Raw genomic sequence first — 12,797 nt, forward strand, 5'->3', positions numbered from 1 at the left:
CCACTCTCTCGCCATGCAGGCTATTCCTCCACCCGTGTCAGACACCTCTTCCAGCTTGCTCGCGGGCTTGCTGCCCGGGCACTTTGCCGCCGATCTGGGCTTCGCGTTCGGCAGCTTGCCGACCGGCTTGCAGTTTGTTTTCGCGGTCGTGTTCGGCCTCGTGATCGGCAGCTTCCTCAACGTGGTCGTGCATCGTGTGCCGATCATGCTGGAGCGTGCATGGCAAGAGGAAGTGCACGAAGCGACCGGCACGCCGCTCGAGGACGATACCCTGCCCGCCCGCTACAACCTGTGGGTGCCCCGCAGCGCGTGCCCGCACTGCGGCCATGTGCTCAGCGCGTGGGAGAACCTGCCGGTGCTGAGCTATCTGCTGTTACGCGGACGCTGCTCGGCCTGCAAAGCGCGCGTTAGTCCGCGCTATCCACTGATCGAAATCGCCAGCGCCGCCTGCGCGGCCGGCACGCTTGCGCTGTACGGCCCGACCGCCACGACGCTCGCGGCGTTCGGTCTGTGCGCAGCGTTGCTGGCCATGAGCGCGATCGACATCGACACGCACCTGCTGCCGGATTCGATGACGCTGCCGCTTTTGTGGGCCGGCCTGATCGTCAATTTCAACGGCATGTTCGCCAGTCTTCACGATGCGGTGCTGGGCGCGATCTTCGGCTATCTGGCGCTGTGGGCCGTGCACTGGCTGTTCAAGCTGGTGCGCGGTGTCGAAGGCATGGGCTATGGCGATTTCAAACTGCTGGCCGCGCTCGGCGCCTGGTTCGGCTGGGCGGCTCTACCGCAGATCGTGTTGATCGCCGCGGTCAGCGGTGCGGTGGTCGGCCTCGCCGCCACGTGGCTCGGCCGCATGCGCTTCCAGGAACCGTTGCCGTTCGGGCCGTTTCTCGCGGCGGGCGGCGCTGTTACGCTGTTTGTGGGCACGCCGCTCTATCTCGCGCTGGGGGGCTGAAACATGTTCGTCGTGGGACTGACTGGCGGTATCGGCAGTGGCAAATCGACCGTGGCGGACCTGTTCGCCGCGCACGGCGTGCCGCTCGTCGATACCGATCTGATCGCGCATCGCATCACCGCGCCGCACGGCATCGCGATGCCGCAAATCGCGGCTGAGTTCGGCGCGGAGTTCGTCGCGGCGGACGGCTCGCTCGACCGCGCCCGCATGCGCACGCTGGTATTCAGCGACGACGGCGCGCGCAAGCGGCTCGAAGGCATCACCCATCCGTTGATTCGCGCGGAGACCGAACGCGGGCAGCGCGAGGCGCGCGGGCCTTATGTGATCGTCGTCGTGCCGCTGCTGGTCGAGTCAGGCAGTTGGAAGACCCGCGTGAACCGCGTGCTGAGCGTGGATTGCAGCGTCGAGACGCAAATCTCGCGCGTGATGACCCGCAACGGCTTCAGCCGCGATCAGGTGCTGGCGATCATCGCCCGCCAGGCCACGCGCGAAGCACGCCTCGCCGCAGCCGACGACGTGATCGGTAACGACGGCGCATCGCTCGACAGTCTGCGAACGGAGGTCGACGCGCAGCATCGCGTGTATCTGTCGCTCGCCGCCGCGCAGCCGGCTAAAGCCGATGACACGGACTCGTAACGCAGGCACCGAGCGGCTACGCTCAGCTATGCCAACGAGCGCCAATCCTGTGTGCGCATTGGCCCAGCAGATGAAAACCTCATGACCCCGGCATGACGCCCGCCGCAAAGCCCATTGAACTTTGCGGCATCGCGCGAGCCGAACGACGCAGAAAACTGCCCAGAACACGTCAAAAAAATTGCGCAAGCTGTCAGGAAAAGTGCGAGATTGCTAGGGTAGTCTCACGGCATTAGAATGTTCTGCATTCCCGTCACCGACCACGCCCGAGGCGAGCCCGCTTGATCCTTTACGAGTATCCCTTCAACGAGCGAATCCGGACGCTATTGCGCCTCGAAGATCTGTTCGAGCGCTTCACGTTCTTTCTGACTCAGGAAGACGCCAGGGAACATCACGTCGCGTTGACAACGTTGTTCGAAATCTCCGAGGTCGCCGGTCGCGCGGATCTGAAGTCTGATCTGATGAAGGAACTCGAACGCCAGCGTCAAACGCTCGCGCCGTTCCGCGGCAATCCTGGCATCGAGCAGAACGCGCTGGAAGCGGTACTCGGCGAAATCGAACAGACCCTCTCGGGCCTCTCGCAGATGCAGGGCAAAACCGGCCAGCATCTGGCCGACAACGAGTGGCTCGCCAGCATCCGCAGTCGCGCGATCATTCCGGGCGGCACCTGCAAATTCGACCTGCCGTCTTACTACGCGTGGCAACAAATTCATCCGGATCAGCGTCGCCAGGACATCGCCAAATGGGTCACGCCGCTGCTGCCGCTGCGTGACGCAGCTACCATCGTGCTGCGACTCGCGCGCGAATCCGGTCAGGCATCGAAGGTCATGGCCATGCAAGGCAGCTATCAGCAGATGCTGTCGGGTCGTTCGTATCAATTGATGCAGGTGCGCGTGGTACCCGAGTTGCGTGTGATCCCGGAGGCCAGTGCGAACAAGTACATGCTCTGGGTGCGTTTCACGGTGCAGGACGGCGATCTGCGTCCGCGCGCAGTGGATATTGACGTACCGTTCCAGCTCACGCTCTGCAGCCTGTAATGTTCGCCGGGTAAGTCGAACGTCCGTTCGACCCGCGGGGGCACGCCTTTAAAGCGGCGAGAAAAGCCCCTATATTCGTTACTTGTTCCGTTTACGATTGACCGTCTGACCGTATGCCAACTTTCGTCAAATGCCCCACTTGCGGAAAGGACGTCCTCTGGACCTCTGAAAACCGCTTCCGCCCGTTCTGCTCGGACCGTTGCAAGCAGGTCGATCTCGGCGCCTGGGCCGCTGAGAAGTACAAGATCGGCGGCACCGACCAGGATGCTGTATCAGATGAATCGCCCGGCGGGGACGCCAGCTCACATTGAGCCCGGCCGGCAAGAGCCGGCCACCGCCAGCGCACAAAAAAACGCCACGACTTTCAGGTCGTGGCGTTTTTTTACGAGCGCCGGCTTTCGCGAGCGTTTTCCCTGCTGACTAGCTGGAGCTCTTCTCCGCCGCGAGCCATTCCAGCACCGGAATGGTCGCCGGCAACAACGGCGCGACGTCCGCCGGCAGCGTTTGCCAGACAAAAGCCTGACCTTCGCGGCCGTGCGGCTCGCCGGCCCACTGCGTCACCTTGCAGAAAAACAGCCGCACGTAAGCATGCGGGTAGTCGTGTTCCAGCGTATGCCACAGGTGGCACGCCTTCACGTCGATCCCCAGTTCCTCATGCAACTCGCGCGCGAGCGCGGCCTCGACCGATTCGCCCGCTTCCAGCTTGCCGCCCGGAAACTCCCAGTAGCCTTCGTACGGTTTGCCGACCGGGCGCTGCGCCAGCAGATAGCGCCCATCCGGCTGAATCAGCACGCCAACGGCAACTTCCGTCACCTTGCGGCCGGCGGCGTTCGTGCCAGCGTCGCTCATGCCGGGTTCTTCCGGCCGGACCAGTCGCGCGCGAACTGCCACGCCACCCGCCCCGAGCGCGAGCCGCGTTCGAGCGCCCACACCAACGCATCGCCGCGCGCCGCCTCGACTTCGGCGTCGTCGCAACCGAAGTGCCGCAGCCAGTGGCCGATGATCGACAGGTAGTCGTCCTGTTTGAACGGATAGAAGCTGACCCACAGCCCGAAACGCTCGGACAGCGAGATCTTTTCTTCGACCAGTTCGCCAGGGTGAATCTCGCCGTCGGACGTGTGCTTGTACGTCTCGTTGTCGCTCATGTATTCGGGCAACAGATGGCGGCGGTTCGACGTCGCGTAAATCAGCACGTTGTCCGACTGCGCGGCGATCGAGCCGTCGAGCGCGACCTTCAGCGCCTTGTAGCCCGACTCGCCGTCTTCGAACGACAGGTCGTCGCAAAACACCACGAAGCGCTCCGGCCGCAGCGCGATCAGGTCGACGATATCGCCGAGATCGTGCAGGTCGTCTTTGTCCACTTCGATCAGACGCAGGCCGTCTTTCGCATAGGCGTTCAGGCAGGCCTTGATCAGCGACGACTTGCCGGTGCCGCGCGCGCCGGTCAGCAGCACGTTGTTGGCCGGCTGCTTATGCACGAATTGACGCGTGTTCTGCTCGATCAAACCTTTTTGGCGTTCGATGTTTTGCAGGTCGTCGAGCGTGATCGCCGAAATGGCCGGCACGGGCTGCAGGTAACCGCGCCCCTGGCGCTTGCGCCAGCGGAACGCCACCGCGGCCGACCAGTCGATGTCGGGTGCAGCGGGCGGAAGCATCGCTTCCAGGCGGCCGAGTACGGCTTCGGCGCGGGTCAGAAACTGTTCGAGTTTGTCCATGGCTGTGAAGTTAGCGGCCGCGAAGCCGCATCATTAACTTGATTGAACCTGGTTACGAACGATAGTCGGCATTGATGCTCACGTAGTCGTGCGACAGATCGCAAGTCCAGATCGTGGCTTGCGCATTGCCGCGGCCGAGTACGACACGAATGCCGATCTCGCTCTTTTTCATGACGCGCTGGCCGTCTTCTTCACGGTAGGCCGGATTGCGGCCACCGGCAGTCGCGACGAGCACGTCGTCCAGATACAGATCGATCTTGCCGACGTCGAGATCATCCACGCCGGCATAACCGATGGCGGCCAGAATGCGGCCGAGGTTCGGGTCCGATGCGTAGAAGGCCGTCTTCACGAGCGGCGAGTGGCCGATCGCATACGCGATCTGGCGGCATTCGCCGACGCTCGAGCCGCCTTCAACCTGCACGGTCATGAATTTGGTCGCGCCTTCGCCGTCGCGCACGATCAGTTGCGCGAGGGTCTGGGCGACCTCGGTCACCGCGTCGCGCAGCGCTGCGTAAGCGGGCGAGTCGGTGGAGGTGATCGCCGGCAGGCTCGATTGGCCCGACGCGATCAGGATGAACGAATCGTTGGTCGACGTATCGCCGTCGATCGTGATGCAGTTGAACGAGCGGTCCGCCACGTGCCTGACCAGCGCGTCGAGCACGGGTTGGGCGACGGCGGCGTCGAACGCGAGGAAACCGAGCATGGTCGCCATGTTCGGCTTGATCATGCCGGCACCCTTGCTGATGCCGGTGAGCGTGACCGTGTGGCCGTCGATCGTGACTTGGCGCGAAGTGGCCTTGGGCAGCGTGTCCGTAGTCATGATCGCCTGCGCGGCGTCGAACCAGTGCGCTTCCTTGCGGTTCGCGAGCGCCGCCGGCAGGCCGGCCTTCAGACGATCGACCGGCAGCGGTTCCAGAATCACGCCCGTCGAAAACGGCAGCACCTGCTCCGGCGAAATGTCCGCCAGACGCGCGAGTTCCGCGCAGGTTTCGCGCGCCGCCACCATACCCGGCTCGCCGGTGCCCGCGTTGGCGTTGCCGGTGTTGATCACCAGCGCGCGGATCGGCTTGCCGCCGGCGCGCACACGCTCCAGATTCTCACGGCACACCGTGACAGGGGCCGCGCAAAAGCGGTTCTGCGTGAACACGCCGCCGACCGTGGCACCTTCGCCCACGGAAATGACGAGCACGTCCTTGCGGTTCGGCTTGCGGATATTCGCCTCCGCCCAGCCCAGCGTGACGCCGGCGATGGGATGGAGTTGAGCGGGATCGATCGAGGGGAAATTGACAGCCATGGTCGCGACCTGTCGAAGAAAATGCCGGCAGGCGCCGGCATCGGGGATAGCAAACTGATGGCTCGGGCAGAGGGCCGAACCACCGCGGAATCGACTAAAACGCGCTACTGAAAAGCGCTAGCGAACGCGCTTCTGAAGCTCGCTACAACAATGCGCTGGATGAAGCGCAACCACCAAACGGAGCGACAAAGCGCCCGCATAAAACGACGCGGCGCGCTCAGAAGCGCGCCGCTTTCGGCATCAGGCAATCTTGCCGTGGCACTGCTTGTACTTCTTGCCGCTACCGCAGGGGCACGGATCGTTGCGGCCGACCTTCGGCACCTCGTCCGGGTTCACGTTCGGCGCTGCCGGCGACGACGAGCCGTGGCTCATCGCGTCGCCGATCATCGCGGCGGTGGCGGCTTCGGCGGCAACCGGCGCGGCCGACGCCGCTTCGGCGAATTCGGCATGACGAAACTCGACGTTTTCCAGATGGCCACCCTGCTCTTCCATCTGCTCAGCGGCCTGTTCCAACTGTTCCGGCGACTGGATCTGCACGTTCATCACCACGCGGGTGACTTCGAGCTTCACGGCGTCGAGCATGGCGGCGAACAGTTCGAACGCTTCGCGCTTGTATTCCTGCTTGGGGTTCTTCTGCGCATAGCCGCGCAGATGGATGCCCTGACGCAGGTGGTCGAGCGCGGCCAGATGTTCGCGCCAGCTACGGTCCAGCGTTTGCAGCATGATCGAGCGCTCGAACGCGCTGAACGACTCGCGGCCGACCAGTGCGACCTTCGCTTCGTACGCTTCGTCTGCGGCGGCTTCGACCGCTTCGAGGATTTCGTCCGCGCTGATCGTGTTCGACTCGTTGATCATTTCCTGGATCGCGAGGTCGAGCTGCCATTCGTTGCGCAGCACTTCCTCCAGCTCGGGCACGTCCCACTGCTCTTCGATGCTGCCGGCCGGCACGAACTGATGGACGATATCGCCGATCACGCCCTGACGCATCGCGCCGATGGTTTCGGTGATGTCGTTCGCTTCGAGCAATTCATTGCGCTGTTGATAGATCACCTTGCGCTGATCGTTCGACACATCGTCGTATTCGAGCAATTGCTTGCGAACGTCGAAGTTGCGCGCTTCCACTTTGCGCTGCGCCGATTCGATCGAACGCGACACGATGCCGGCTTCGATCGCTTCGCCTTCCGGCATTTTCAGACGGTCCATGATCGCGCGTACGCGATCGCCGGCGAAAATGCGCAGCAGCGGATCTTCCAGCGACAGATAGAAGCGCGACGAACCCGGGTCGCCCTGACGGCCGGCACGGCCACGCAGCTGATTGTCGATCCGGCGCGATTCGTGACGCTCGGTGCCGATGATGTGCAGACCGCCCGCGGCCTTCACCTGATCGTGCAGCGCTTGCCATTCGTCGTGCAGCTTCTGGATGCGGCTTTGCTTCTCCGCGTCGGCAAGCGTTTCGTCCAGTTCGAGGAACGACGCCTGCTTTTCAGCGTTGCCGCCGAGCACGATGTCGGTACCGCGACCGGCCATGTTCGTGGCGATCGTGACGCGCTTCGGACGGCCCGCTTCAGCGACGATCTCGGCTTCACGCGCGTGCTGCTTGGCGTTCAGCACTTCGTGCGGCAAGCCGGCCTGCTTCAGCAGATGCGACAGCAACTCGGAGTTTTCGATCGACGTGGTGCCGACCAGCACCGGCTGACCGCGCTCGTAGCAATCGCGAATGTCGCGGATCACCGCGTCGTAGCGTTCCTTGGCGGTCTTGTAGATCTGATCCTGCTTGTCGATCCGCTTGGGCGGTCGATTGGTCGGGATCACGACCGTTTCGAGACCGTAAATCTCGTTGAACTCGTACGCTTCCGTGTCTGCCGTACCGGTCATGCCGGACAGCTTCGCGTACATACGGAAGTAGTTCTGGAACGTGATCGACGCGAGCGTCTGGTTCTCGCTCTGGATCTTGACGTGTTCCTTCGCCTCGACAGCCTGATGCAGACCGTCGGACCAGCGGCGGCCCGACATCAGACGGCCGGTGAATTCGTCGACGATCACCACTTCGTTGTTCTGCACCACGTAGTGCTGATCCTTGAAGAACAGCGTGTGTGCGCGCAGCGCGGCGTACACGTGGTGCATCAGCGTGATGTTTTGCGGCGCGTACAGGCTTTCGCCCTCGCCGATCAGGCCCACTCGGCGAGCAGACGCTCGGCCTTTTCATGGCCCGATTCCGTCAGGAACACCTGACGGCCTTTCTCGTCCAGCGTGTAGTCACCCGGCTTTTCGACGCCGGTGCCGTCGGCTTTCTCTTCGCCGATCTGGCGCTCGAGCAGCGGCGGCAGCGCGTTCATGCGCACGTACAGTTCGGTGTGATCTTCGGCCTGGCCGGAGATGATCAGCGGGGTGCGGGCTTCGTCGATCAGGATCGAGTCGACCTCGTCGACCACCGCGAAATTCAGGGCTCGCTGCACGCGCGCGTCGGTCTCGTAGACCATGTTGTCGCGCAGGTAGTCGAAGCCGAATTCGTTGTTGGTGCCGTACGTGATGTCAGCCGCGTAGGCTTCCTGCTTCGCGTCGTGATCCATCTGCGACAGGTTGATGCCGACCGACAGACCGAGAAAGTTGTACAGGCGCGCCATCCATTCGGCGTCGCGCTGGGCCAGGTAGTCGTTCACCGTGACAACGTGGACGCCGCGGCCCGACAACGCATTCAGGTAAACCGGCAGCGTAGCGACGAGGGTCTTGCCCTCACCGGTGCGCATTTCGCCGATCTTGCCGTAGTGCAAGACCATGCCGCCGATCAACTGGACGTCGAAGTGGCGCATTTTCAGCACCCGCTTGCTGGCCTCGCGGCAAACCGCGAATGCTTCCGGCAGGAGCTTGTCGAGCGCCTCGCCGCTCGCGACGCGCTGGCGGAATTCACCCGTTTTGGCGCGCAGTTGATCGTCCGTCAATTGCTCGATCTGCGGTTCGAGCGCATTGATCGCCGTGACGGTCTTTTGATATTGCTTGACTAGACGCTGGTTGCGGCTGCCAAAAATCTTCTGTAGAAAACCGGTGGTCATCGGATCGGTGTCTGCGTCGCGGCTTCGGCTGGTTCGCGCCGTGCGTGATTCGTGCACGTGCGCTCCGGGGTCGGAGGGGCCTCGGCGGCTTAGTCCAAGAGTGAATTCGAATCGGGCATTTTAGCACGCGCCCCCGGCCGCGCCTGTGTCAGCGGTGAGACGGCGGCATGGCATTCCAGCCCCGCCGCGCCGACCTCCGACCGTACGCACTGAGGCGGGCTCGCGTGCATCCCGCGCGGTACAATCGCGGCGTGAACGCGCATGGGGCGCGAACACACCGTTACTGTCGAACATGAGCCGTTTTCCGTCCTTTTCAAGGCCGCCGCCGCAGCAGTTCAAGGCGCGCCGTCCGCAGCCCGTCGCCGAGGTGCTGAATCGCACCGATGCGTTCGCGGCCCTGCGCGCGGGCGTTGAGCAGATCGCGGCGCTGGAGAAGGATTTGCGCGCGTTGCTGCCAGACTATCTGGCCACCAGCGTGGAACCGGGCTTTATCAAAGACGGCGTGCTGGCGCTGTTCGCCGGGCACAACGCGCTCGCGGCGCGGTTGCGGCATCTCGAACCGCGGCTGTTGTCGGATTTGCAGCAGCGCGGCTGGCACGTCAACGCGTTGCGGATTCGCGTGCGGCCGCAGCCGGCCAAGGAGCCGCCGCCGGCCAAGCAGGCGCGCATGACGCCGGTCGGCGCCGACGCGTTGCACGCGTTGAGCGAATCGCTGGCGCCGTCGCCGTTGCAGGAAGCACTGGCGAAAATGGCAGCGCGGCATCGGAGAAATCGCTGAAATGAAAAAAGCGGCCCACTGGGCCGCTTTTTCGTTGCTGCCGCGGGCTCGAAGGCCCGAAGGAATGCGTTATGCAAACGCCGTCTGCGTTTCATACGCGAAGCCGCGCGGCGCCTTCTGCGTGTCGTCGAAGGTGACGATTTCGTACGCGTCTTCATGCGCGAGCAACTCGCGCAGCAACGCGTTGTTCAGGCCGTGGCCCGACTTGTACGCGTCGTACGAAGCCAACAACGGATGGCCGATCACATACAGATCGCCGATCGCGTCGAGCATCTTGTGCTTTACGAACTCGTCGTCGTAGCGCAGACCGTCGTTGTTCAGAATGCGGTATTCGTCGAGCACGATCGCGTTGTCCATGCTGCCGCCGCGCGCCAGACCGAGTTCACGCATCATTTCCACTTCATGCGCAAAGCCGAACGTACGCGCACGGGCGATTTCGCGCACATACGACGTATTGGCGAAATCCACTTCCAGCGACTGGCCGGTTTTATCCACCGCCGGATGACGGAAGTCAATCGTGAATTTGAGCTTGAAACCAAAGTACGGATCGAGACGCGCGAATTTATCGCCGTCACGAATTTCGACCGGCTTGGTGACCTTGATGAATTTCTTCGCCGCGTTCTGCTCTTCAATCCCCGCCGACTGAATCAGAAACACGAATGAACCGGCGCTGCCGTCCATGATCGGGATTTCTTCAGCGGTGACGTCGACGTAAAGATTGTCGATGCCAAGACCGGCGCAGGCGGACATCAAATGTTCGATCGTCGAAACGCGCGCGCCGTCTTTCTGCAATACCGAAGCCAGACGCGTATCGCCGATCGACAAAGCCGACGCGGGAATGTCCACCGGCGTGGGCAAATCCACGCGTGAAAACACAATGCCGGTGTCTGCCGCCGCCGGGCGAAGCGTCAATTCGACCTTACGGCCGGAATGCACGCCGATGCCGACGGTCTTAACGATCTGTTTAATAGTGCGCTGCTTCAGCATGGTGATCTTCTATTCGATTGAAAATCCCAATCGGGGCTTTTTGTTCCATAGCACGAATTATACTCCAATACCCTATGGAGCGTCTTTGCGCGGAACGTATCAATCTGTTTCGCTGCATTACCCCGGGGGCGCCAATCAGGGAAAGCGTGACGGGCCGATATCCGGAACGGAGGCGTTTCCGGTCATCGGCCCGCGTAACGGCCTGTCACAAAAGCGTCTTATCGACCGTTGCCCTGCCACAACATGCGCTCGGGGCGAAGGTCGGGACGCCGCGTAACTAGCTCAACGTTGCGAGGATACTCCCTGCATCGCTAACCTCGAATTTGCCGGCAGCCTCGACGTTCAACGTCTTGACCACGCCGTCGTCGACCACCATCGCGTAGCGCTGGGAACGGATTCCCATGCCGCGCGCCGACAAATCCTGCTCGAGACCAAGCGCCCGAGTGAAAGCCGCACTGCCGTCCGCCATCATGCGCACCTTGCCCGAGGCGTGCTGATCGCGTCCCCACGCGCCCATTACGAACGCGTCGTTGACGGACACGCACCAGATTTCGTCGATGCCCGCCGCGCGCAACTGCTCGGCGTGCCCGACATAGCCCGGTACGTGTTTGGCCGAACAGGTCGGCGTGAAGGCGCCCGGCAACCCGAAGATCACCACGCGCTTACCCGCCGTCTGCTCGCGCACGTCGAAGCTGTTAGGCCCGATCGTGCAGCCCGCCCGCTCGTCTTCGATCAACTCGAAGAGCGTCGCGTCGGGCAGCTTGTCACCTGTCTGAATCATGCTCAGTCCTTTGCATCGATGCGAAGCACGCTCGCACGCTGTCGTGTCGCAGTGAAGTCAATCGCGCCAGCCCTAACACCGGCTGCGCGCCCCGGCAACAGTCGCCCACTCCGCTTCGCGAATCCGAAGAGGGCAGTTGTCCTTGCCGCGAATCTAACGATACGCGGCCTGTTCGCCGTTCACCCGCCACGCTCGTGCATTCGTCCGCCAGCGCTTCCAGAAGAAGCGCGGCAACGAAAGCCTGCTCGCGCTCAGTCCGCCTGCTTGCGCAGGAACGCCGGAATGTCGTACGTGTCGACGCCCTTTTCCTGCAGCGCCTGCACATGCGAAGCCGCCGTGTCGCGCGAGGTGCGCCACACTGCCGGCGTATCCAGCGCGCCGTAGTCTGCGGTGCTCGCGTGCGACGTCGACGGTGCGTACGCAGCGTGCTGCATCGTGCTGATCGGCTGGTTGTCGGTGCCGGTGCGCAGCAGCGTCATCGGTGCCGATTGCTGCTTCTTCGCTGCACGGCCCAGACCCGTTGCCACGACCGTCACGCGCAGCGCGTCGCCCATTGCGTCGTCATAAACAGCGCCGAAGATCACCGTGGCGTCTTCCGCCGCGTAGCTCTTGATGGTGTTCATCACTTCACGCGTTTCCGACAGACGCAGCGAACGGCTCGACGTGATGTTGACCAGCACGCCGCGTGCGCCCGACAGATCCACGCCTTCCAGCAGCGGGCTGGCGACAGCCTGCTCGGCGGCCAGACGCGCGCGATCGACGCCGGCAACCGTCGCCGTGCCCATCATCGCCTTGCCCTGCTCGCCCATCACCGTCTTCACGTCTTCGAAGTCGACGTTCACCAGACCGTCGACGTTGATGATTTCCGCGATGCCGGCAACTGCGTTGTTCAGAACGTCGTCTGCGCACTGGAAGCACTTGTCCATCTCGGCGTCATCGCCCATCACCTCGAACAGCTTGTCGTTCAGAACGACGATCAGCGAGTCGACGTGATCCTCCAGTTGCTGCGAACCGGCTTCTGCCACACGCATGCGCTTGCCGCCTTCGAACTCGAACGGCTTGCTGACCACGCCAACGGTCAAGATACCCATTTCCTTGGCGATCTGCGCGACCACCGGTGCGGCACCTGTACCCGTGCCGCCGCCCATACCGGCCGTGATGAAGACCATGTGCGCGCCGCGCAGTGCGTCGGCGATGCGTTCACGGGCTTCTTCCGCTGCCGCGCGGCCCATTTCCGGCTTGGCGCCAGCGCCCAGACCCGTGTTGCCGAGCTGGATCACCGCAGTGGCGCGCGAACGCGACAGAGCCTGCGCGTCCGTGTTCATCACGATGAAGTCGACGCCTTGCACGCCTTTGTTGATCATGTGCTGAACGGCATTGCCGCCAGCGCCACCTACTCCGACCACCTTGATGATGGTGCCGTTCGTTTCGGTTTCCAGCATCTGGAATTCCATGTTGCCTCCGTCAAGATAAAAAATTTACAGCCACTCGGCCGTTATTCGGCAGGAGATCGGGCAACCCCCTGTCGCGCGCCGGCCGCCGGCACCAGCGCGAGTTTTTTTTAAAG

Annotated in this window: 11 protein-coding genes and 1 pseudogene; 5 read left to right on the plus strand and 7 right to left on the minus strand. The window is 63.0% G+C overall.

All coding sequences use genetic code 11. From position 1 onward, the window contains the following. Positions 1–13: 13 nt before the first annotated feature. The 4 genes from FA94_RS08205 to FA94_RS37880 all read left to right on the plus strand — a co-directional run bounded on the left by FA94_RS08205 (position 14) and on the right by FA94_RS37880 (position 2,936). Positions 14–955, plus strand: a complete 942-nt coding sequence (locus FA94_RS08205) for a prepilin peptidase (RefSeq protein ID WP_035548809.1) — start codon at positions 14–16, stop codon at positions 953–955. 3 nt (positions 956–958) lie between these two features. Continuing rightward, entirely contained in the window at positions 959–1,591 is a 633-nt protein-coding gene (gene coaE, locus FA94_RS08210) for a dephospho-CoA kinase (RefSeq protein WP_035548811.1), read from the plus strand. A gap of 278 nt (positions 1,592–1,869) precedes the next feature. Then, the gene (gene zapD / locus FA94_RS08215; protein ID WP_035548814.1) at positions 1,870–2,625 is read left to right on the plus strand and encodes a cell division protein ZapD; all 756 of its coding nucleotides are present in this window, start codon (positions 1,870–1,872) and stop codon (positions 2,623–2,625) included. 113 nt (positions 2,626–2,738) lie between these two features. Further along, the gene (locus FA94_RS37880) at positions 2,739–2,936 is read left to right on the plus strand and encodes a DNA gyrase inhibitor YacG (protein ID WP_081935777.1); all 198 of its coding nucleotides are present in this window, start codon (positions 2,739–2,741) and stop codon (positions 2,934–2,936) included. A 109-nt stretch (positions 2,937–3,045) separates the two neighbouring features. Here the strand turns inward: FA94_RS37880 and FA94_RS08220 are convergent, their stop codons facing one another. From FA94_RS08220 to secA, 4 genes and pseudogenes are all read right to left on the minus strand, one after another. After that, on the minus strand, positions 3,046–3,474 hold the full coding sequence (locus FA94_RS08220; RefSeq protein WP_035548817.1) for an NUDIX domain-containing protein: 429 nt from the start codon (positions 3,472–3,474) through the stop codon (positions 3,046–3,048). Continuing rightward, positions 3,471–4,340: an ATP-binding protein gene (locus tag FA94_RS08225; protein ID WP_035548820.1), complete on the minus strand. Its 870-nt coding sequence runs from the start codon at positions 4,338–4,340 to the stop codon at positions 3,471–3,473. Before FA94_RS08225 ends, FA94_RS08220 begins: the two co-directional genes overlap by 4 nt. A gap of 52 nt (positions 4,341–4,392) precedes the next feature. Continuing rightward, the gene (argJ, locus tag FA94_RS08230) at positions 4,393–5,634 is read right to left on the minus strand and encodes a bifunctional glutamate N-acetyltransferase/amino-acid acetyltransferase ArgJ (RefSeq protein WP_035548822.1); all 1,242 of its coding nucleotides are present in this window, start codon (positions 5,632–5,634) and stop codon (positions 4,393–4,395) included. A 240-nt stretch (positions 5,635–5,874) separates the two neighbouring features. Next, positions 5,875–8,684 (minus strand): annotated as a pseudogene (gene secA, locus FA94_RS08235) (preprotein translocase subunit SecA). Between the two features lie 292 nt (positions 8,685–8,976). On the opposite strand from secA, the gene FA94_RS08240 reads away from it, so the two are divergent. Beyond that, a complete protein-coding gene (locus FA94_RS08240) occupies positions 8,977–9,462 on the plus strand; it encodes a DciA family protein (RefSeq protein ID WP_035548825.1) in 486 nt (161 codons plus the stop codon). Between the two features lie 69 nt (positions 9,463–9,531). On the opposite strand, the gene lpxC is transcribed toward FA94_RS08240, so the two are convergent. The 3 genes from lpxC to ftsZ all read right to left on the minus strand — a co-directional run bounded on the left by lpxC (position 9,532) and on the right by ftsZ (position 12,684). Then, complete coding sequence (gene lpxC / locus FA94_RS08245; protein ID WP_035548829.1) at positions 9,532–10,449, minus strand: UDP-3-O-acyl-N-acetylglucosamine deacetylase; 918 nt, start codon at positions 10,447–10,449, stop codon at positions 9,532–9,534. A 277-nt stretch (positions 10,450–10,726) separates the two neighbouring features. Further along, on the minus strand, positions 10,727–11,230 hold the full coding sequence (locus FA94_RS08250; protein ID WP_035548832.1) for a peroxiredoxin: 504 nt from the start codon (positions 11,228–11,230) through the stop codon (positions 10,727–10,729). A gap of 251 nt (positions 11,231–11,481) precedes the next feature. Continuing rightward, complete coding sequence (ftsZ, locus tag FA94_RS08255) at positions 11,482–12,684, minus strand: cell division protein FtsZ (RefSeq protein WP_035548835.1); 1,203 nt, start codon at positions 12,682–12,684, stop codon at positions 11,482–11,484. Positions 12,685–12,797: the final 113 nt, after the last annotated feature.

This window comes from Burkholderia sp. 9120 (genome assembly GCF_000745015.1).
Lineage (GTDB): Bacteria > Pseudomonadota > Gammaproteobacteria > Burkholderiales > Burkholderiaceae > Paraburkholderia.